Genomic DNA, 21,767 nt, shown 5'->3' on the forward strand with positions numbered 1-21,767 from the left:
GGCATGTTCATGCCCGTTCCCCCGAGTCTGTCGGTTTGATAACCGCAGCCCCCTTAACGTCCGATCATCGGCAGGTTCAAGCCCTGCTCTCTGGCACAGTCGATGGCAATGTCATAACCGGCATCGGCATGGCGCATCACACCGGTGGCCGGGTCGTTATGAAGGACGCGGGCGATGCGTTCGGCGGCTTCGTCCGTACCGTCACAGACGATCACCATGCCGGAGTGCTGCGAGAAGCCCATGCCCACGCCGCCGCCGTGGTGCAGCGAAACCCAGGTCGCGCCGCTGGCGGTATTGAGCAGGGCATTGAGCAGCGGCCAGTCGGAGACGGCATCGGAGCCATCGCGCATGGATTCGGTTTCGCGGTTGGGGCTGGCGACCGAACCGGAGTCCAGGTGGTCGCGGCCGATTACCACCGGTGCCGACAGCTCGCCGCTGCGAACCATTTCATTGAAGGCCAGACCCAGCTTGGCGCGCTGACCCAGGCCGACCCAGCAGATGCGCGCGGGCAGCCCCTGAAAACTGATGCGTTCACGGGCCATGTCCAGCCAGTTGTGCAGGTGATCGTCGTCGGGAATCAGTTCCTTGACCCTGGCGTCGGTCTTGTAGATGTCTTCTGGGTCACCCGACAGCGCGGCCCAGCGGAACGGCCCGATGCCGCGGCAGAACAACGGGCGGATGTAGGCCGGGACGAAACCGGGGAAATCGAAGGCATTGGCGACGCCGACTTCTTTGGCCATCTGGCGAATGTTGTTGCCATAGTCGAAGGTAGGAATGCCCGCTTGCTGGAAGGCGAGCATGGCTTCGACGTGTTCGGCCATCGATTGCTTGGCCGCCTTGACCACACTGGCCGGCTCGCTGACCGAGCGGGCACGGTACTCGTCCCAGGTCCAGCCTTTGGGCAGGTAGCCATTGAGCGGGTCGTGGGCGCTGGTCTGGTCGGTGACCATGTCCGGGCGCACACCGCGACGGACCATTTCCGGCAGAATTTCTGCTGCGTTGCCGCACAGGGCGATGGAGATGGCTTTGCCTTCGGCGGTGTATTTGGCAATGCGCGCCAGAGCGTCATCCAGATCAGCGGCCTGTTCGTCGACGTAGCGGGTCTTGATGCGGAAATCGATACGGCTCTGCTGACATTCGATGTTCAGCGAGCAGGCCCCGGCCAATGTCGCGGCCAGCGGCTGCGCGCCACCCATGCCGCCCAAACCTGCGGTCAGCACCCAGCGACCCTTGAGATTGCCGTCATAGTGCTGGCGTCCGGCTTCGACGAAGGTTTCGTAGGTGCCTTGCACGATTCCCTGGCTGCCGATGTAGATCCAGCTGCCTGCGGTCATCTGGCCATACATTGCCAGGCCCTTGGCATCCAGTTCGTTGAAGTGCTCCCAGCTGGCCCAGTGCGGCACCAGGTTGGAATTGGCGATCAGTACGCGCGGGGCGTTGCTGTGGGTCTTGAACACACCAACCGGCTTGCCGGACTGCACCAGCAGGGTCTCATCATCGTTGAGCTGAGTGAGGCTTTCGACGATTTTGTCGTAGCACTCCCAGTTGCGCGCAGCGCGACCGATGCCACCATAAACCACCAATTCGTTGGGGTTCTCGGCGACTTCCGGGTCGAGGTTGTTCATCAACATGCGCAGCGGCGCTTCGGTCAGCCAGCTTTTGGCTGTCAATTGAGTGCCGCGGGCAGCCCGTACGACGCCTTCGCGATGGCGGGTCCAGTTCTGCTTCAGGTCTTGATTATTCTCGGTCACAAAAAAATCCTCGGCGATCAATGCGAACCAGCCCGTTGAAGGGCGAACAGTGCCTGGCGAAGCAGGCCGATTCAGTCCAGTAGAAAGACAGAATGTCTAGCCTGTCTCTACTTGTACATACAAGCATATGCAATCAGAAGACCAACTTTGTCTGGCGGCTGTTCATTGATCGTTCGATGACCCTGCGGCTCAGTGTTTTCAGGGGGTAGCGGACTTTTCCGAGCAGGCGAACAATGTGTGAGGCGAGGTCAGGCGTGTTACCTGAAGCGTGATTTGCGCGCTTTTGGGGCGGCAGGTAACAGAATGGTGCGGTAAATGTGCGCAGGGTCGCAGGGTCAACATCGGTCATTTATAGATACCTGAAAAATCCCCGTTGGGAGGGCCTGAATTGTGTTGCCTGAGGATGGGAACGATCCCGCTCAAGCATGCGTCATACCCAAGCCTGAGCGAGCATTCACTGGCCCCCGATTAGTCTTTACGGGCACTTTCATGTTTAAATTGAACGCTCGTTCAAGTTAAACCGGTGGTTCGCTGCCCGCTCACAACAGGAGGCTTATCCTTGCCGTATCCGCTTTTTGCAGTTGGTTTTATCAGTCCGGAGGCACGCAACCGATGAGCTCTCCGAGTACTTCTTCAAGCGGCAACGTCCGCATGAACGCTCCAGTGTTCTACTTCGCTGCGAGCTTTATTCTGATTTTTGGCATCGTTGTCATTGCCTTCCCGCAAGCCAGCGGAGAATGGCTGCTGGCGGCGCAAAACTGGGCGGCCAATACGGTCGGCTGGTACTACATGATGGTCATGACGCTGTATCTGGTCTTCGTGGTGGTCACCGCCTTGTCGGGCTTCGGCAAGATCAAGCTCGGCGCCGACCACGACGAACCCGAGTTCAGTTACCTGTCATGGGCCGGGATGCTGTTTACCGCCGGCATCAGCATCACGCTGTTCTTTTTCTGCGTTTCAGAGCCACTGACGCACCTGCTGCAACCGCCGCAGGGCGAAGGCGGTACGGCTGAGGCCGCGCGTCAGGGCATGCAGTTGCTGTTTCTGCACTGGGGCCTGCATGGCTGGGGCGTGTTTGCCTTTGTCGGCATGGCGCTGGCCTACTTCGCTTATCGCCACAACCTGCCGCTGGCCCTGCGTTCGGCGTTGTACCCGCTGATCGGCAAGCGCATCAATGGCCCTATCGGTTACGCGGTCGATGGCTTCGGCATCATTGCGACCATCTTCGGCTTGGGCGCAGACATGGGCTTCGGGGTATTGCACCTCAATTCCGGTCTGGATTACCTGTTTGGCGTGGCGCATACCCACTGGATTCAGGTCGGTCTGATTACCCTGATGATGGGCGCGGCGATTCTGGTCGCGATAGCCGGTGTCGACAAGGGCGTGCGCGTCATGTCCGACATCAACATGCTGCTGGCCTGTGCGCTGCTGCTGTTCGTGCTGTTTGCCGGCCCGACTCAGCACTTGCTCAACACGCTGGTGCAGAACATCGGTGACTACCTGGGTGCACTGCCGAGCAAGAGTTTCGACGTGTATGCCTACAACGAGCCGAGTGACTGGCTGGGCGGCTGGACCGTGTTCTATTGGGCCTGGTGGATTGCCTGGGCGCCGTTCGTGGGCCTGTTCATTGCGCGCATCTCGCGTGGCCGGACCATCCGTGAGTTCGTCTTCGGTGTGTTGCTGATCCCGCTGGGTTTCACCCTGGCCTGGATGTCGATCTTCGGCAACAGCGCCATCGATCAGGTGCTCAACCACGGCATGACTGCGCTGGGCCAGTCGGCCATCGATGATCCGTCGATGACCCTGTACCTGCTGCTGGAAACCTATCCGTGGAGCAAGACTGTCATTGCGGTCACGGTATTTATCAGCTTTGTGTTCTTTGTCACCTCTGCCGATTCGGGCACGGTGGTGCTGTCGACGCTTTCCGCCAAAGGCGGCAACCCTGACGAAGACGGTCCGAAATGGCTGCGGGTGTTCTGGGGTGTGGCGACTGCACTGATCACCAGCGGCCTGCTGTTCTCGGGCAGTATCGATGCGCTTAAATCAGCGGTGGTGCTGACGTCGTTGCCGTTCTCGCTGATCCTGCTACTGATGATGTGGGGCCTGCACAAAGCGTTCGTCATGGAATCCCAGCGCCAGATTGCGCAACTGTATTCGCTGGCACCAGTGTCCGGCTCACGACGTGGCGGCTGGCGTCAGCGTCTGAGCCAGGCCGTGCATTACCCGTCGCGAGACGAGGTGTATCGCTTCCTTGACCAGACCGTGCGTCCAGCGATTGAAGAAGTGACAGCGGTGTTTGTCGAGAAGGGCTTGAGCGTGGTCAACGTACCTGACCCTTCCAACGACTCGGTGACCCTGGAAATCGGTCATGGCGAAGAGCGTCCGTTCATCTATCAGGTGCAGATGAAGGGCTTCTTCACCCCTTCGTTCGCCCGCGGCGGCATGGGTTCCAAACAGTTTAACAACCGCCGCTACTACCGCGCCGAGGTTCACCTGAGCGAAGGCAGTCAGGACTACGACCTGGTGGGCTACACCAAGGAACAGGTCATCAACGACGTGCTCGACCAGTACGAACGGCATATGCAGTTCTTGCACCTGGTGCGGTGATAGGGGATTAAGAGCACCTATCGTTCCTCACGCTCTGCGCCACGCCCCATGTTCAGGCGAGGACGCAGAGCGTCCAGAACGGCATGCGACGCGGAGCGTCGCACGATGGCTGACGTCATCGTTCTCCAGGCTCCAGCGTAGGCGCGAGATTGTTTCGGGCTCATGTACTCTCCCGCTCCACCAATCTGCACTCCAGCAAATTCAGCCGCTGTATGTCTCCCTCCACCGGCAACACGCCAAGGCTTTCAAGCACACGCGTTGCGGCCAGTACGCCGATCTCCAGCGCTGGCGGTTTGATGGTGGTCAGGCTAGGGAGCATCATTTCTGCGAAGGCGTAATCGCCAAAGCCCATCACGGCACAATCCTTTGGTATATGCAGGCCTGCGCGCTGGCTGGCGAGCAGGGCACCGGCTGCCAGGTTGTCGTTGGCGAAGAAGATGGCGTCGGGGCGCGGTGTTTGGCTCATTAGTGTTTCCATGGCCTGTTTGCCCGCCTCGAACGGCGCGCGTCCGGCGTCAGGGATAAAGACCCACGGTTTGATGCCGAGCCCTTCAAGTGTGGCGATATAGCCGTCACGCCGCTCCAGTGCGCTGAAGTCGCCTGCAATGCTGTTCTGCACGAACGCGATGCGGCGGTAGCCCTTGTCGTACAAATAGCGGGCTGCCGTGACGCCGACGTCATAGTGAGAAAAGCCAATCTGGATCGGGCTGCGTTCGGGCTGGTGGTCCCAGGTTTCGATCACCGGGACATCGGTCTGCTCGATCATTTTCTCGGTAGCCGGGCTGTGGAAACGACTGGTCAGCACCAGTGCTGCCGGTGACCAGCCCAGAAACGCCCGCACTGCGCTTTCTTCCTGTTCGGCGGAAAAGTAGCTGGAGGCCAGCAGCAACTGAAAACCATGCTGGCTCAGCGTGTCGCTGAAACCCTGAATGGTGTTGGCGAAGATCGGCCCGGAGATGTTGGGAATCACCATCGCTACCACACGGCTGCGCGCCGACGCCAGGCCGCCTGCCACCAGATTGGGCACATAGCCCAGCGCATTGACCACGGCTGCAATCCGCTCACGCAGTTCGGGCGAGACTTGCTCCGGCTGATTGAAATAGCGCGATACGGTAATGGCCGAGACACCGGCCTCACGCGCCACTGCCGTGATCGTCACCCGGCCTGCGCCTCGGCGTTTGCGTGTCGCGGGTTTCTCGTCGGCCATGCTCGATCACTTCGTATAAAAGTAAAAAGAATATAAAACTAATTTTTCAGTATTGGACGATCTATTCGCCGTTTCCTGATACTGGCGATGTTAGCGCTAACAAAGATGGTTTGTCTGCTACTCGCCACCGCGAATGCCCGGACCCCGGTTTAGCCAGCAATCAACAGGCGCCAGTGCGTATCGCATTGTCGGATCAGGGCATATTTCAGGTAGGCACGCAGATGCACACAACACATGGGGATAGCATCAAACACACACTACTGGCGCAAGCCATCGATCAGGCTCATGCGGCGCGGGGGCGCCGTTATGGCTGGCTGTTGATGGGGCTTGCGGCGTTGCCGTGGGTTCCGGCAATGGCAGATAACGCAGCAACGCAGAGCATTGAAACGGTAGCGCTGGAGTCCGTCACCGTAACGGCCACGCGCCGTGAAGAGTCGCTGCAAAAAGTACCGGTCGCAGTTTCGGTAATTCAGGGCGAACAGCTGGAGCGGGACAATCGCAACGGCGTGGCCAGCATCGTTCAGCAAGTGCCTTCGCTGAATTTCCGTACCGGTGCGTCCAACAAGGACACCTCGCTGTTCATTCGCGGTGTCGGCACCATTTCCACCTCGCCGGGTGTCGAGCCTACAGTGGCGACAGTCATCGATGGCGTGGTGTACGCGCGTCCGGGCCAGGCCACGCTGGACCTGCTCGACCTTGAGCGCATCGAAGTGCTGCGCGGCCCGCAAGGTACGTTGTTTGGCAAGAATGCCTCGGCTGGCGTGCTCAACGTCACCACCAAGGCGCCGACCGAAGAGACCCACGGTTACATCGATCAGTCGTATTACAGCGGCAACGAAAGCCGCACCCGTTTCGGCATCGGCGGCAGTCTGATTCCGCAGACCCTCAAGGGCTCGATTACCACACTGTTCGGCAGCTATGACGGCAACGTCGATAACAAGCTCAACGGTCATGAAGTCAACGGTTACAACCGTAAGGGCGCGCGCGGCAAGCTGGAATTTACACCCAACGACGACATCACCTTCACCCTTGCCGCGGACTACATGCAGTCCCATGACGACGCGCCCAATGGCGTAGTGAGCAAGGCGCTGACCCCAGCGTTCGCCAGTGCGCTGTCACCGGTGCGCGCCGACAGTGACAACCGTGATGTGCTCAGTGATTACCGCAGCCATGTCGAGGACGTCAACAAGGGCCTGTCCGGCCAGCTTGACTGGCAACTGGGCGATTACACCCTGACCTCCATTACCGCCTGGCGGGGCTGGGATAACACCCAGTATCAGGATGGCGACCGTCTCGGCACCGTCACCGCTGCATTCCCCGGCACCGAAGACAAAGGCGATCTGGAGTTCAATCAGTACTCTCAGGAGCTACGTCTGGCATCGCCAAAGGGCCAGTTTGTCGAGTATGTCGGCGGTCTGTTCTATATGCATGGCAAGAGCGACGAGACCTACCAGCGCACGCTCATCACGCCAACCCGTCAGGACCGTGGTATCGCCGATTACAGCACCACCACCGACAGCTATTCGGTATTCGGCGAAACCACCTTCAACTTCACCCCGGACTTCCGTGCGATTGCCGGGGCGCGCTGGACCCACGATGATCTGGAATACGACCATCGCCGCGTTTCGACATCGGCGACCACGGTCAGCGGCATTCAGCCTGCGACCAGCAGTTCCGGTTCGGTGGACGAGGATGGCAAGTCCGGTCGGCTGGGTCTGCAGTACGACCTGAACGACAGCGTGATGACCTACATCACCTACTCGCGCGGCTATAAAGGCCCGGCTTACAACGTGTTCTTCAACATGCAGCCGCGTGACACCGACGCTTTGAAACCGGAGACCTCGAACACCTGGGAAGTCGGGGTCAAGGCCACCACCTGGAACAATCGCCTGACCACCAACCTGGCGGTGTTCCATAGCGATTACGATAACTATCAGGCGAACTTCTTCGACAGCGTTGCCGGGCAGGTCGTTACGCGGCTGATCAACGCAGGCAGTGTCAGTACTGAAGGCGTCGAACTGGATTACGCCTTGCAGGCCACCCGTAACCTGAAATCCTCCGGCGCGCTGTCTTACACCAAGGCGCGCATCGACAGCTTTGCCTGCCCGGCCGGTGCAGCGGCGTCGTGCAACGTCGATGGCAAAACCCTGCCGTATAGCCCTGACTGGAAAAGCTACGTTCGTGCCGACTACACCATCCCGCTGGACAACGGTCTGGATATCGAGCTGGGCACCGATTACAGATGGCAGAGCGAAGTGCAGTACGACATCAGCCAGAACCCGGACACCAAGCAGGGCGCTTACGGCATCTGGAATGCCAGCGTGGCATTGGCCGATTACAACAGTGGCTGGCGCGTGGCGCTGCTCGGCAAGAATCTGGCAGACAAGTCCTATTCGCCGATGCTGGCCACCGGTGGTAGCTATGTTTACCGGTCTGTACCGCGTGATGACGAGCGTTATTTCGGCGTACAGCTACGCAAGGATTTTTGAGTCGTGGCACGCGGTAACACAGTAAGGAGTGAAGAATGAGCACGACTGCTCGACAGATGAAACTCGGCGCTTTTCTGATGGCCACCGGGCACCACGTTGCGGCTTGGCGTCACCCTGATGTGCCTGCCGATGCAGGGCTGGATTTCAAGCACTATCGGCACGTGGCCAAGGTCGCGGAAGCGGCAAAATTCGACACGTTGTTCGTGGCCGACAGCGTGGCTGCCGCCACCGGCGATATCGCCAGCCGCATGGCCCGTTCTGATCATTTCGAGCCGCTGACCCTGCTCTCGGCGTTGAGCGCGGTGACCGATCACATCGGTCTGATCGCGACGGCGACCACCACCTACAACGAGCCGTATCACGTTGCTCGCAAGTTCGCCTCGCTGGATCACTTGTCCGGGGGGCGAGCGGGCTGGAATCTGGTGACCTCCGATGCCGCCGCCGAAGCGCAGAACTTTGGTCGCGCCGAGCATGTGGGGCATGCCGAGCGTTATAGCCGCGCACGGGAGTTTCATCAGGTGGTGACCGGCCTGTGGGACAGCTGGGCAGATGACGCGTTTACCCGCGACAAGACCAGCGGTGAATATTACGACCCGGCCAAATTACATGTGCTCAATCATCACGGTGAGCACTTCAGTGTCAAAGGCCCGCTGAACGTGGCGCGTTCGCCGCAAGGGCAGCCCGTGGTCGTGCAGGCGGGTTCCTCTGAAGTCGGCCGCGATCTGGCGGCGCAGACCGCGGAAGTGGTGTTCACCGCACAGACCTCGCTGGCCAGTGCCCAGGCGTTTTATGCGGACATCAAGGGCCGCCTTGGCGCATACGGACGTGACGCAGATTCGCTGAAAGTCATGCCCGGCTTGTTCATTGTCGTGGCCGAAACCGAGGCGTTGGCGAAAGCGAAATTCGAGTCGTTTCAGGAGCTGGTCGAGCCTCAGGTGGGTGTCGCCCTGTTAGGCCGTATGCTGGGCAATTTCGACCTGTCAGGCTACCCGCTGGACGGCCCATTGCCAGAGCTGCCGCTGACTGACAGCGGCCAGCGTAGCCGGCAGAAACTGCTCACCGAACTGGCCGATCAGGAAAACCTGACCCTGGCGCAGCTGGGACGGCGGATTGCCGGTGGGCGAGGGCATCACAGCCTGATCGGTACGCCTGAGCAGATCGCCGATGAGCTGCAAACCTGGTTCGAACACGGCGCGGCAGACGGCTTCAACGTGCTGGTGCCGCATTTGCCGGGAGGTCTGGAAGACGTCGCACAATTGCTGGTGCCGGAGCTGCAGCGGCGCGGGCTGTTTCGTACTGAATATGAAGGCACAACGTTGCGCGAGAACCTGGGGCTGCAGCGGCCTGCTTACAAATTTTGATCGTTGCCGCATGCAAGTCCTGATGAGCGCAGAAAGCGGGCTTCTGCCCGCAGGGCGTGGGAGCGACCGGGGCGGTGGTCCGCATTGTTCGCGAAGACGGTATTTCAGACGATGAATTTTCAGTGCTTGTACCGGCCCTTTCGCGAACAAGTTCGCTCCCACGGCCTTCGGCCAGAATCAAAGGCAGATTTTTATACAGAATTAAGGGATCCCCCATGAAACCATTCACGTTTATCGCCGCCATTCTGGCTTTCAGCGGTTTGCTCAACACAGCCTTTGCCGACGAACCTGGCACTCTGCGCATTGGCTATCAGAAGGGCTCGATCACGCTGGTGCTGGCCAAGGAACATGGCCTTCTGGAGAAGCGCTTTGCTGCTACAAAAGTCAAATGGATCGAATTCCCGGCCGGGCCGCAGATGCTTGAAGCACTGAATATCGGCAGTCTGGACATTGCCTCTACCGGTGACATTCCGCCGATCTTTGCTCAGGTTGCCGGGGCAGACCTGGTCTACATCGGCGCAGAACCGGCCAAGCCACAGGCGGAAACCATACTGGTGCGCAACGAAAGCCCGCTGCACAGCGTGGCAGAGCTGAAAGGCCGCAAGGTCGCACTTCAGAAAGGCTCCAGCTCGCATAACGTGGTGTTGCGCTTGTTGAACAAGGCAGGGTTGACGTTCAAGGATATTCAGCCGATCTACCTGACCCCCGCCGATGCCCGCGCCGCCTTTGAAAACGGCAGTGTCGATGCCTGGGCAATCTGGGACCCGTACTACTCCATCGCCCTGAACGAAGGCCATAGCCGCCTGCTGGCCAATGGCGAAGGGCTTGGACTGTCCGGGCCGTTCTATACCGCACGCCGGGCTTTTGCCGAGAAAAATGCGGCGTTTGTGCAGCAGGTTCGCGACGAACTGACGGTTGCCGATGGGCTGACTCGCTCGCAACGCAACGAAAGCATTCAGATCCTGGCGCGCAGCATGGGCTTGTCCGAAGCGGTCATCACTCAGTATCTTGATCATCGACCTGAATCACCGAGCCTGCCGATCACAGCCGAGATCGTGCGTGCGCAGCAGGCGACCGCCGATCTGTTTTACGACAACCACCTGATACCCAAGCGGGTCGATATCCAGCAGGTGGTCTGGCAAAAGCCATGATTCTCGCGTGGCGAGCAGACGCTTCTGGCTCGCCAACGCACCGCAAGACGCCTCGAATATCCCCCAGACAAGAGAGGATTCAATGACTTACATCGCTGCCGAAAATCGTTACAACGACATGCCTTATCGCCGTACCGGCCGCAGCGGGCTGGTGCTTCCAGCGCTGTCGCTCGGCCTGTGGCACAACTTCGGTGACAGCACGCCGATCGACACCCAGCGCGCCATGCTGCGCACAGCGTTCGATCTGGGCATCAACCATTTCGACCTGGCCAACAACTATGGCCCGCCCTACGGCAGCGCCGAGATCAACTTCGGTCGCCTGCTGCGCGAAGACTTCAAGCACTACCGCGATGAACTGATCATCTCCAGCAAGGCTGGCTGGGACATGTGGCCAGGGCCGTACGGGCAGGGCGGTGGTTCGCGTAAATACGTGCTCGCCAGCCTCGATCAGAGCCTGCAGCGCATGGGCCTGGATTACGTCGATATTTTCTATTCCCACCGTTTCGACCCGGACACTCCGCTGGAAGAAACCGCCAGCGCGCTGGCTACGGCAGTGCAGCAGGGCAAGGCGTTGTACATCGGTATCTCGTCGTATTCCGGGGCCAAGACCCGCGAAATAGCGGCGTTGCTCAAAGAGTGGAAAGTGCCGTTGCTGATTCACCAGCCGGCTTACAACCTGCTCAACCGCTGGGTCGAGAAAGACCTGCTCGACGCTACCGAAGAGCTGCGCGCTGGCGTGATCGCGTTTACTGCGCTGGCCCAAGGGCTGCTGTCGGACAAGTACCTGAACGGCGTGCCCAAGGATGCGCGGGTCAATCGTCCGGGCGGCGGCTCGTTGCAGGCTTCGCACCTGTCCGAGCAGAACATCGCCCACGTGCGTGCGCTTAACGAAATCGCCCAGCGTCGTGGTCAGAGCCTGGCACAAATGGCCCTGGCCTGGACGCTGCGTGACCCGCGCGTGACGTCAGCGCTGATTGGTGCGAGCCGTCCCGAGCAGATCATCGAAAACGTCGGCGCGCTGAAGAACCTGGCGTTCAGCCCGGAAGAACTGGCCGAGATCGACAGCTTTGCGGTAGAAGGCGGAATCAACCTGTGGGAAAAGCCGTCACTGGCTGAGTAAGCACAGCCGTTTCCGGGTAATAAGTCAGGCCCTGCGTGGGCCGCCATCGCACGTTGAAAAATGCGCTTGGCGGCTCACTCGCCTGCACCGGCAGCAATGCCGGGTTGTTCAGTGGCTTCCACTGAATAACGAAGAAGGAGGTCCTCATGATTTTTTCCTTCTGCCCTCGGCAATGATCAATGGGTCGGCTGAGTACTGCGATGGAATCTCGTCCAGTGTCCAGAGATGAAACGCTGCGGCCGGGGCGAAATGCGGGTCTGGCGGCGCCTTGGTGTGATACTCGGGATAGTGCGTCTGAAAGTCGATGGCGGCCTGCACGAGCATTGGTTCACTGAAGCGCCTGCCCCAGAACGCCGCCGTAATGGGTAATTGCTTTGGCACGCCTGTCGCGCCATGACCGATGGGCAGTGTCAGCATGGGCCAGGCCAGCGCGTTGGGCATATCGAAGTACATACGCTGTACCGGGAGTGTCTTCGCCAGTGCGCCTGCCCGCTCGCCGATGTGAGCTCCGAGCGGTAGCACCATCATGAAGTCAATCTGATAGTCATTCAGTACCTTTTCAAAACCTCCCTGTTGTTGACGACGTCTGTTCTCCGCTTCAAGTCTGATCCCCACTGGAATGAGTGAGGCAGCCTGATCGAAGGACTCCGGATGTCTTTGTAGCAAATAGTCTCTGTGGTCTTGATTCTCCAGCAAGTCTGCAAAATCGCGCACGGCCGACCAGTGCCGGGTTTCCAGTTGGTTGGCGTAACTGGTAACGGCTTGAGCGTTGACGCTCATCAGAATGCTGCCATCACTGTTCAGCAGGTCATGAATGGGTTCTGGCGAGGAGTAAGGAATGTTTTCAAGGATTTCAGCATCCAGCCAAGGAAAGTCGATGACCTTGGCACCCAGCGCTACAAGCTGATCTTTGAACCTGATGAAGGCAGCGCCGTAGTCCTGATCGTAAGACTGCGCAGGTGGTTGGCCTGGCGAAGACATCCAGTCCGTCTGCGGAATGCCTATGGTCAGCCCTTCCAGAGTAACAGAGCCGGGGGTAGGGGTAATGCAAAGCTGCTCGCCTATCGATGGGGCCGACAAGCTTTGCGGGTCGTTTTCTCCATCAGGGCCGGCAATGATGGACAGTATCAGCGACGCATCGCGAATCGAACGGGCCATGGGGCCGACCACATCCCAACCGCTTCGCAGTGGCATCACGCCGGCGCCAGACACCAGCCCCAGCGATGGTTTTATTGCGCTGGCACCATTGGCTGCGGCAGGAATGATAATCGAGCCGGCCGTCTCTTCGCCCAGCGCTGCGGCGCACAGACGCGCCACCGGAGCGACCCCCGAGCCCTGACTGGACCCGCCTGGCGTACGTGTAGGGTCCCACGCATTCCCAGCAAACTGGCCGACCGTATGGGTCGAGAGTTCGGAGCAGATGGTATGACCGATAATGATTGCGCCCTGAGCCCTTAGCCGGGCTACGCATGTTGCATCACGTAATGCCAGGTTGCCGGAAAAAGCCTGAGTGCCGTTTTTGCTTTCAAGGCCCTGGAGGGCGAAGGAGTCTTTTATGCCGAAGGGGATTCCGCACAGCGGAGGTGCCGGACCGCGTTCATCGTCTGGAGTGGTCAGCCATTGATCGGCGAGTATTGCCTGCTTCAACAGTGTCGAGAAATCTTCCAGCCGCACAAAAGCGTTGTATTTGCCGTTATTGCCGTAGGTTTCTTCCGGGCCATTGAACTGAAGGATGCGGTTCCAGTACGCCATGAACAGTTGTTCAGAGGTCAGCTTTTCAGGATTGCCCTCGCGCAGCAGTGCGGCGAGTTCGACGATGTCGTAGTCAACAATCCGCTCGCGTTTTTCAATGCTGGCACCATGCGGCAGTGCTGCAAGCAAACGTAAATTATTGGCGTGCTGTCGGGCGTCAGGTTCGCCGAGTAATTTATTTTCCATATTGATCAGCTCCTTATGACTCCTTGAGTGGAGTCAAAAGAAGCTAATCATTAACGGGCGTGACGGGTAACTGTCAGAAATGACAGTGCCTGAGACGGCTCAGCCCTCGTCAGCCTCGTCGTCATCCCCGCCATCGACCTTCATGCCCAGTTCCTTGATCTTGCGGGTCAAGGTGTTGCGGCCCCAGCCCAGCAGCACGGCGGCGTCGCGGCGGCGGCCGGCGGTGTGCTTGAGGGCGGTTTCGATCATGATCCGCTCGAAAGTCGGCACAGCGCTGTCCAGCAGGCTGGACTGACCGCGAGACAACGCCTGGTCGGCCCACTGACGCAGCGCCTGTTCCCAGTTGGTGACCGGTGCGGCGTCCTGCGGCAGGCTCAGCAGTTCCGGTGGCAGATCGCTGATGTGCACTTCACGGCCCGAGGCCATGACGGTGATCCAGCGGCAGGTGTTTTCCAGCTGTCGCACGTTGCCAGGCCACGGCAGATGCTTGAGGTATTCCTCGGTCTCGGCCTTGAGCAGCTTGGGTTCGACTGCCAGTTCCTGAGCCGCGCGGCTGAGGAAGTGCTTGGCCAGGGTCGGGATGTCTTCGCGGCGGTCCGACATGCGCGGAATGTGGATACGGATCACGTTCAGGCGATGGAACAAGTCCTCACGGAACTTGCCGGCCTGCACCAGGGTTTCCAGGTTCTGGTGTGTCGCGGCAATGATCCGCACATCGACCTTGACCGGCGTGTGCCCGCCTACACGGTAGAACTCGCCATCGGCCAGCACGCGCAGCAGACGGGTCTGGGTGTCGGCTGGCATATCGCCGATTTCATCGAGAAACAGCGTGCCGCCGTCGGCCTGTTCAAAACGACCGCGACGCAGGTTGGCCGCGCCGGTGAATGCGCCTTTTTCGTGGCCGAACAGCTCCGATTCCATCAAGTCCTTGGGAATCGCCGCCATGTTCAGCGCAATGAACAGCGAGGCCGAACGCGGGCTGTGGCGGTGCAGTGCATGAGCGACCAACTCTTTACCGGTCCCCGATTCACCGTTAATCAGAACAGTGATGTTGGAGTGGCTCAGGCGCCCGATAGCGCGAAACACTTCCTGCATCGCGGGCGCTTCGCCAATGATTTCAGGGGTGCGGGTCAGGGTCGGTGCGACGTCCAGGCCTTGCTGTTCCTGGGCGTGCTGATTGGCACGCTTGACCAGCGAGACGGCTTCGTCGACGTCAAACGGCTTGGGCAGGTACTCGAAAGCGCCACCCTGATAAGACGCCACGGCGCTGTCCAGATCTGAATGGGCGGTCATGATGATCACCGGCAGACGCGGATGCTGCTCGCGAATCCGCGCCAGCAGGTCCAGACCACTGGCACCGGGCATGCGGATGTCGGAAATGATCACGTCCGGCTGCTGACGGGCCAGACGGCTCATCACCCCGTCGGCGCTATCGAAGCTCTGCGTGGTCATGCCTTCCTGTTGCAAGGCCTTTTCCAGTACCCAGCGGATAGAACGATCGTCGTCTACGATCCAGACAGTTTCACTACGGCTCATGTCGAAGCTGCTCCTTGTTCCAGCGGCAGGAAGATCGAGAACGTGGTGTGGCCGGGATGGCTGTCACACTCGATCAGGCCCTGGTGCTGGCTGATGATGTTCTGGGTAATGGCAAGACCTAGCCCTGTGCCATCCGGGCGGCCACTGACCATCGGGTAAAAAATGGTTTCCTGAAGTTCGGCCGGAATACCGGGGCCGTTGTCGATAATTTCGATCTTGCTGACCAGTCGATGGCGAACGTGGCCGATGGTGAACTGGCGCATCGCGCGGGTGCGCAGGGTGATCCGTCCCAGGCGCAGCTCGTTCTGGCCGCTGATGGCCTGCATGGCGTTGCGCACGATATTGAGCACGGCCTGGATCATTTGCTCGCGGTCGATCAAGACGTCGGGAATGCTTGGGTCATAGTCGCGCACCAGCGTGATGCAGCCCTGACTTTCGGCCTCGACCAGGCTGCACACTCGTTCAAGCACTTCGTGCACGTTGGTCATCGCCAGCGACGGCAGCTTGTTGGAGCCCAGCATACGGTCGACCAGATTACGCAAACGGTCGGCCTCTTCGATGATCACGTTGGTGTAATCCTTGAGGCTTTCTTCAGGCAGCTCGCGGGCCAGCAGCTGTGCGGCGCCGCGAATGCCGCCCAGCGGATTCTTTATTTCGTGAGCCAGGCCACGCACCAGCATCTTGGTGGTTTCCTGCTTGGACAACTGGGCCTCTTCCTTGGTAATGCGCAGCAATCGATCTCGTGGGTGCACTTCTAGCAGCAGCAGGGTATCGCCCTTGCTGAGAATCGGCGTCACGGCATAGTCGACAGTCAGTGTCTGACCGGTCAGTGCGGTGAGCATCGCTTCGCGCTTGGTGAAAGGATGAGCCTGTTCCACTGCCTGACGCAGCGAACTCAGTGCCTCAGCCGACTCGGTGAACAGCTCGCTGATGAATTGCCCATGGCTGCGCTGCCCGCTGATGGCGAGCAGCATTTCCGCTGCCGGGTTCATGTACTCAAGTCGCAGGTCGGCGTTGAGCAGAATGGTGGCAGTGGTCAGGTTATCCAGTAACAGTCTGTGCAGCGCGTCGCTGATAGTCATGAATCGTGTTGACCTCTTTTGGCACATTGCAGTTGCGCAATGCTGGTGCTGGTTGGTCTGCGCCAGCAGGAGCAAGGCCACCAATACGGTGCTGTCTCAGTGAAGTTGCAAAAACCAAACCAAGGCTCCGAAAAGAAGCGCTTTATCTGCAAAATCGGGCCGTTTTTCGAGCGAGTGCCCGCATACGGCGCTACTTTCAGTGCGTTCCTGAACCAAATTGGACTGTATTGTTGCGCAGGTGTGCAGGTGGCGCACCAAAAAGGTGCTTCTGTGTTGTCGAGGATCAGAAGAAAGGCAGGATGCTGCTTTTAGGCTCGGGCTTGTCCTTGAGCGGACATTCCGGGCGCACTCCGTAGTCACCCTCCTTGCAGGGATGAGTCGCGCGCTTTTGCGCGAGTGAAATGCGCTGCACGTGAAACGGCTGGTTCGGCGTTTTTTCCAGGACACGGCCAAGTTCGTCGAAAATCTCTACCGATAATTGATGCGTGCCCCGATCCACATTGCTCAGCGGGAAGACAGGGCTGCGTCCGGCCTCGCCGACGGCAACGCCATCCAGCAATAGCCGGTAGCTGTGACCCGGCTGTAAAACCGGTTCGCTGGTGACGGTAACGATCAGATCGCCACTGGGATTGACCAGCGTGGCGTCCGGCTCGGGCACCAGAATTCTCAGCAGTTGATAATGAAACATCGGCTGCACTGCGGGTTTGGCGGGGTGCGCTTTCAGGGTTCGGGTCGGCGGGGTGCCGGTCATGTTGTTGCTGCGTGGAATATCAACGCGTGTGGCGTTCTTGCGCGGCTGGTCGGTAAACACCCGATTGCCTTGCGCGTCGATGTAGGTATAGACGTCGGCAGCGGCTGGCAGCGCTATCAGCAGCAGCAAGCAGATCAGCGCGCTGTGCATTCTGTGTCTGTTCATGGTTTGCCGAGGTGCACGCGTTGAATGGTCAGCGTAATGGTCTCGCTCTGCTGAATGATCCGCTCGCCGTCTTTCACCACTACCGCGAAGCTGTGCTCGCCACGATCGATGTTGACCACCTGAAAGCGCGGCAGGTTGGAGGGCTGCCCATACAGATTGCCGTCCAGCAGCAATTGCAGGCGATGGTTCTGTTGCAGGCGTGGCTGAATCTTCACGCCTATGATGAACGTGCCGTTGTTGGCACGTAATGCTTCATCGGCTGGCAGGTCTGTCAGTTCCAGCACGTCATAGGCCGTCTGTGGCTGTGATTGTGGCTGAGGTTGTGCCGGGGCCGGTTGCGGCGCACTGTTGACGACCGGTCTGGAAGGCGTCTGCGTTTCTATGCTGTTGAGTGGCGGCAACTCGACCACTTCGGTCTTGGCCCCGTTGGGCGGCTGGTTGCTGAACGCGGTGTTACCGTTCGCATCGGTGTACTTATAGATCTGCGCCAGCGCGGGCAGGCTGATCAACAGCAGCAGGCAAATCAGACTTTGACGCATGGGACTCTCGACAGCAATGGCACAATTGGCCGTCAGCATAGAACACATCGCCCTATGCTGCGCTATCCGCCTGATGTGTCAGAGTTTCGCAGGACAAAGGTCGGCAGTGGCCAGTACCAGCGCCTGATCGTGAATCGGGTCGGTCTGATAACGCTTCAGCGCCGCATCCAGTTGCATCTGGCAGGTTTCCGCCTTGCGCAGTGGCTGGAAGTCCGCGTAGGCCTGGAGCAGTTGGGTTTGCAGGCGATCCAGCTTCGGACGGATGTCATCGACCAGGCTGAGTCTGACCGTGTCGGGCGCTTTGCCTGCCGCGTGCCACTGGGCGAGCAGGGCGTTCTGCACCTGTTTATTGGCTTCGATCTGGGCGCGGAACAGACGTTGAACATCATCGGGGTTCAGCTTGAACTCGGCAGCGCGGGCCTGCGCTGCGCTGATGACTTGCAGCTCGCGCGGCGGGTCCTCGACCGCCTTGCCGCTGTCCCATTTGCTCAGGGCAACCTGATCCGCAATGGTCAGGCGCTCGCTGATGGCTTGCAACAGCGGCTCGATAGCAGAGGGCTTCTGCTCGGCGGCGAAGGCGAAGCAGGAAGACATGCACGTCAGGGTCAGCAGGGAAGAGGCCAGAAGCAGGCGCATGGCGGTCCATCTCGAGTTGTTGATGAGACGCAGATTTAACGCCAAGTTGCCGGATCAGGGCCAGTCTTGCGGGGTGAATAAAACTTCACGCCACAAAATCCAGGCAAAAAAAAGACCTCCCGAAGGAGGTCTCTTGTTACGCCATCAACGCTGGCGCGGCTGTATCAGCAGCTGTAGTACAGCTCGTATTCCAGTGGGTGTACGAAGGTACGAACGCGGATTTCTTCTTCGCTTTTCAGTGCGATGTAAGCGTCGATGAAGTCGTCGCTGAATACGCCGCCTTTGGTCAGGAACGCACGGCCCTTGTCCAGTTCTTCCAGCGCTTCTTTCAGGCTGCCGCAAACTTGTGGGATCTCTTTGGCCTCTTCAGGCGGCAGGTCATACAGGTTCTTGTCAGCTGCGTCGCCAGGGTGGATCTTGTTCTGGATGCCGTCCAGGCCAGCCATCAACAGAGCCGCGAAGGCCAGGTACGGGTTGGCCGAAGGATCCGGGAAGCGTGCTTCGATACGGCGGCCGCGTGGGCTGTTGACGTAAGGAATACGGATCGAAGCGGAACGGTTACGCGCCGAGTAGGCCAGCATGACCGGTGCTTCGAAGCCTGGAACCAGACGCTTGTACGAGTTGGTGGACGGGTTGGTGAAGCCGTTCAGCGCCTTGCCGTGCTTGATGATGCCGCCGATGAAGTACAGAGCAAGGTCGGACAGACCGGCATAGCCTTCACCTGCGAAGGTGTTCTTGCCATCTTTGGCGATGGACATGTGCACGTGCATGCCTGAACCGTTATCACCGTACAGAGGCTTTGGCATGAAGGTCGCGGTGCGGCCGTAAGCGTCAGCAACGTTGTGAACAACGTATTTCAGGGTCTGAACTTCGTCAGCCTTTTTAACCAGCGTGTTGAATTTCACGCCGATTTCGTTCTGGCCAGCGGTCGCCACTTCGTGGTGGTGAACTTCAACGGTCTGGCCCATTTCTTCCAGAGCGTTGCACATGGCGGTACGGATTTCGTGGTCATGGTCAAACGGCGGAACCGGGAAGTAACCGCCTTTGACGCCTGGGCGGTGGCCTTTGTTGCCGCCTTCCACGTCCTGATCGGACATCCACGAACCTTGTTCAGAGAAGATCTTGAACATGGAACCCGAGATGTCGGACTTGAATTTCACTTCGTCGAAGATGAAGAATTCTGGCTCAGGGCCTGCGAATACGGTGTCACCGATACCGGTGGACTTCAGGTATTCCTCGGCGCGACGAGCGATGGCGCGTGGGTCACGATCGTAACCTTGCATGGTCGACGGTTCGATGATGTCGCACACCAGGATCAGGGTCGGTTCTTCGGTGAACGGGTCCAGAACAGCGGTTTCGTCGTCCGGCAGCAAAATCATGTCGGAAGCTTCGATGCCTTTCCAGCCAGAGATGGAGGAGCCGTCGAACATCTTGCCGACTTCGAAGAAGTCATCTTCCAGCGCATCGCGAGCTGGCATGGTCACGTGGTGCTGCGTACCTTTAGTGTCCGTGAAGCGCAGATCAATCCACTTAACGTCATGATCTTTGATGAGTTGAACCGACTTCGACATGGTGTCCTCCGGGTGGCTAAGAACCGCCTTCTATAGGCTGGGTCCCTTGAATTTGGGTGATGCCGGCGCGAATATTCTGCCAAGGCAACCTGCCTCACAAGGGAGCAATTTGCATGCCAGTGCCCCGTGTTGGGTTTTTTGCTTCAAAAGCAGGCTTTCAGGGGATTTAAACGCGTCTGCCGAGAAAAGTACGCACCGTTATGGCGCTGCAGTTTGGTGCGTCGACTCTTTTTGGTGCGCTGATGATCGGGTATACGATAACTGGTTAAACGTTGAGCAATTTCCGCTATAATCCGCGCCCCCCTTTTTCAGTCGGCACCTCACGCGCTGTTTCCATGAAACTAATCGTTAAAGTTTTTCCAGAAATCACCATTAAAAGCCCGCCGGTGCGCAAGAAATTCATCCGGCAACTGGGCAAGAACATTCGTACCGTGCTCCGTGAACTGGACGCGGACATTGTCGTGGGTGGCGTATGGGACAACCTTGAGGTGGAGACCCGCCAGACCGACCCCAAAGTGCTGCAGGGCATCAGGGACCGGCTAAGTTGCATGCCCGGCATTGCCAACTTTCTGCAGGTGGCCGAGTACCCGTTGGGCGACATGGATGACATCGTTGCCAAGTGCAAACTGCACTACGCCGACCTGCTGCCCGGCAAGATGTTTTCAGTGCGTTGCAAGCGCGCCGGTCGCCACGATTTCAGCTCGATGGATGTCGAGAAATACGTCGGTAGCAAGTTGCGCATGCAATGCGGTGCTGCCGGAATCGAGCTGAAAAAGCCCGATCTTGTCGTACGGATGGAAATTCGCGACCAACGGTTGTTTGTCGTTCATGACCAGCACCAGGGCATGGGCGGCTACCCGCTGGGTGCGCTGGAGCAGACCCTGGTATTGATGTCCGGCGGTTTCGATTCGACCGTTGCGGCCTACCAGATCATGCGCCGCGGCCTTATGGCGCACTTCTGCTTCTTCAATCTGGGCGGAAGAGCCCATGAACTGGGCGTGATGGAAGTCGCTCACTTTATCTGGAAGAAGTACGGCAGTTCGCAGCGGGTGCTGTTTGTCAGCGTGCCATTCGAGGAAGTTCTCGGAGAAATTCTGCAGAAAGTCGATAACAGTCATATGGGTGTAGTTTTGAAGCGTATGATGTTACGCGCTGCATCCGCCGTGGCTGATCGTCTCGAAATCGACGTGCTGGTAACTGGCGAAGCGATTTCACAGGTTGCCAGCCAGACGCTGCCAAACCTGTCGCTGATCGACGCGGCTACAGACAAGCTGGTCCTGCGACCGCTGGTCGCGAGCCACAAGCAGGACATCGTGGACCTGGCGACTGAAATAGGCACTGCCGACTTTGCCCGCCACATGCCTGAGTATTGCGGGGTGATTTCGGTCAACCCGAAGACCAACGCCAAGCGAAATCGCGTTGAGTACGAAGAAAAACAGTTCGACATGGCGATTCTCGAGCAAGCGCTTGAACGCGCGAAGCTGATTTCGATCGATCGGGTGATCGACGATCTGAGCCGCAATGTCGACATAGAAGAAGTCAGCCAGGCGCTGGCCGGTCAGGTCATCATCGACATCCGTCACCCGGATGCCCAGGAGGACCAGCCGCTGCAAGTGCCTGGCGTGGAGATACAGACGTTGCCGTTCTACGCATTGAACAGCCGTTTCAAGGCACTGGATGACACGCGCCAGTACCTTTTGTATTGCGACAAAGGCGTCATGAGTCGCCTGCATGCTCACCATTTGCTCAGTGAGGGGCATGCCAATGTGCGCGTTTATCGACCGAGCTAACTGCCCGGGGCTGTTTGCCTGTGGCTTGCGTCACCGGCCCCCCGACACCAGTCGTCATGCCGTAACGGCTTTT

Annotated in this window: 15 protein-coding genes; 6 read left to right on the plus strand and 9 right to left on the minus strand. The window is 59.0% G+C overall.

All coding sequences use genetic code 11. The features are described from left to right. Window positions 1-53: 53 nt before the first annotated feature. Complete coding sequence (gene hutU, locus AO277_RS13295; protein ID WP_010216557.1) at window positions 54-1,751, minus strand: urocanate hydratase; 1,698 nt, start codon at window positions 1,749-1,751, stop codon at window positions 54-56. A 651-nt stretch (window positions 1,752-2,402) separates the two neighbouring features. Here hutU and betT point away from each other — a divergent pair. Next, window positions 2,403-4,358, plus strand: coding sequence for a choline transporter BetT (gene betT, locus AO277_RS13300; protein WP_218962514.1), 1,956 nt, complete (start codon window positions 2,403-2,405; stop codon window positions 4,356-4,358). Window positions 4,359-4,518: 160 nt separating this feature from the next. On the opposite strand, the gene AO277_RS13305 is transcribed toward betT, so the two are convergent. After that, window positions 4,519-5,565 (minus strand): LacI family DNA-binding transcriptional regulator, encoded by a 1,047-nt coding sequence (locus AO277_RS13305; protein WP_044318147.1) that lies wholly within the window; start codon window positions 5,563-5,565, stop codon window positions 4,519-4,521. A gap of 173 nt (window positions 5,566-5,738) precedes the next feature. Here AO277_RS13305 and AO277_RS13310 point away from each other — a divergent pair, with 173 nt between their 5' ends. The 4 genes from AO277_RS13310 to mgrA all read left to right on the plus strand — a co-directional run bounded on the left by AO277_RS13310 (window position 5,739) and on the right by mgrA (window position 11,686). After that, entirely contained in the window at window positions 5,739-8,054 is a 2,316-nt protein-coding gene (locus AO277_RS13310) for a TonB-dependent receptor (RefSeq protein ID WP_371411880.1), read from the plus strand. Window positions 8,055-8,089: 35 nt separating this feature from the next. Further along, on the plus strand, window positions 8,090-9,415 hold the full coding sequence (locus tag AO277_RS13315) for an LLM class flavin-dependent oxidoreductase (protein ID WP_044318148.1): 1,326 nt from the start codon (window positions 8,090-8,092) through the stop codon (window positions 9,413-9,415). A gap of 215 nt (window positions 9,416-9,630) precedes the next feature. Beyond that, window positions 9,631-10,566 carry a sulfonate ABC transporter substrate-binding protein gene (locus AO277_RS13320; RefSeq protein ID WP_044318149.1) on the plus strand — a complete coding sequence of 312 codons (936 nt, stop codon included), beginning with the start codon at window positions 9,631-9,633 and terminating at the stop codon, window positions 10,564-10,566. 82 nt (window positions 10,567-10,648) lie between these two features. Further along, window positions 10,649-11,686: an L-glyceraldehyde 3-phosphate reductase gene (gene mgrA / locus AO277_RS13325; protein ID WP_044318150.1), complete on the plus strand. Its 1,038-nt coding sequence runs from the start codon at window positions 10,649-10,651 to the stop codon at window positions 11,684-11,686. 144 nt (window positions 11,687-11,830) lie between these two features. On the opposite strand, the gene AO277_RS13330 is transcribed toward mgrA, so the two are convergent. From AO277_RS13330 to glnA, 7 genes are all read right to left on the minus strand, one after another. Then, entirely contained in the window at window positions 11,831-13,624 is a 1,794-nt protein-coding gene (locus AO277_RS13330) for an amidase (RefSeq protein ID WP_044318151.1), read from the minus strand. A gap of 99 nt (window positions 13,625-13,723) precedes the next feature. Continuing rightward, a complete protein-coding gene (ntrC, locus tag AO277_RS13335) occupies window positions 13,724-15,160 on the minus strand; it encodes a nitrogen regulation protein NR(I) (RefSeq protein ID WP_044318152.1) in 1,437 nt (478 codons plus the stop codon). Continuing rightward, complete coding sequence (gene glnL / locus AO277_RS13340) at window positions 15,157-16,242, minus strand: nitrogen regulation protein NR(II) (protein WP_002555720.1); 1,086 nt, start codon at window positions 16,240-16,242, stop codon at window positions 15,157-15,159. Before glnL ends, ntrC begins: the two co-directional genes overlap by 4 nt. 283 nt (window positions 16,243-16,525) lie before the next feature. Continuing rightward, complete coding sequence (locus AO277_RS13345) at window positions 16,526-17,143, minus strand: DUF4124 domain-containing protein (protein WP_044318153.1); 618 nt, start codon at window positions 17,141-17,143, stop codon at window positions 16,526-16,528. A gap of 11 nt (window positions 17,144-17,154) precedes the next feature. Continuing rightward, on the minus strand, window positions 17,155-17,697 hold the full coding sequence (locus AO277_RS13350) for a DUF4124 domain-containing protein (RefSeq protein WP_002555718.1): 543 nt from the start codon (window positions 17,695-17,697) through the stop codon (window positions 17,155-17,157). A gap of 78 nt (window positions 17,698-17,775) precedes the next feature. Further along, the gene (locus AO277_RS13355) at window positions 17,776-18,333 is read right to left on the minus strand and encodes a chorismate mutase (RefSeq protein ID WP_002555717.1); all 558 of its coding nucleotides are present in this window, start codon (window positions 18,331-18,333) and stop codon (window positions 17,776-17,778) included. Between the two features lie 164 nt (window positions 18,334-18,497). Then, complete coding sequence (glnA, locus tag AO277_RS13360; protein ID WP_002555716.1) at window positions 18,498-19,904, minus strand: glutamate--ammonia ligase; 1,407 nt, start codon at window positions 19,902-19,904, stop codon at window positions 18,498-18,500. 335 nt (window positions 19,905-20,239) lie between these two features. On the opposite strand from glnA, the gene thiI reads away from it, so the two are divergent. After that, window positions 20,240-21,694, plus strand: a complete 1,455-nt coding sequence (gene thiI / locus AO277_RS13370; protein WP_004654939.1) for a tRNA uracil 4-sulfurtransferase ThiI — start codon at window positions 20,240-20,242, stop codon at window positions 21,692-21,694. The last annotated feature ends 73 nt before the right edge of the window (window positions 21,695-21,767 follow it).

Source organism: Pseudomonas amygdali (assembly GCF_002699855.1).
In the GTDB taxonomy this organism is placed as follows: Bacteria; Pseudomonadota; Gammaproteobacteria; order Pseudomonadales; family Pseudomonadaceae; genus Aquipseudomonas; species Aquipseudomonas amygdali.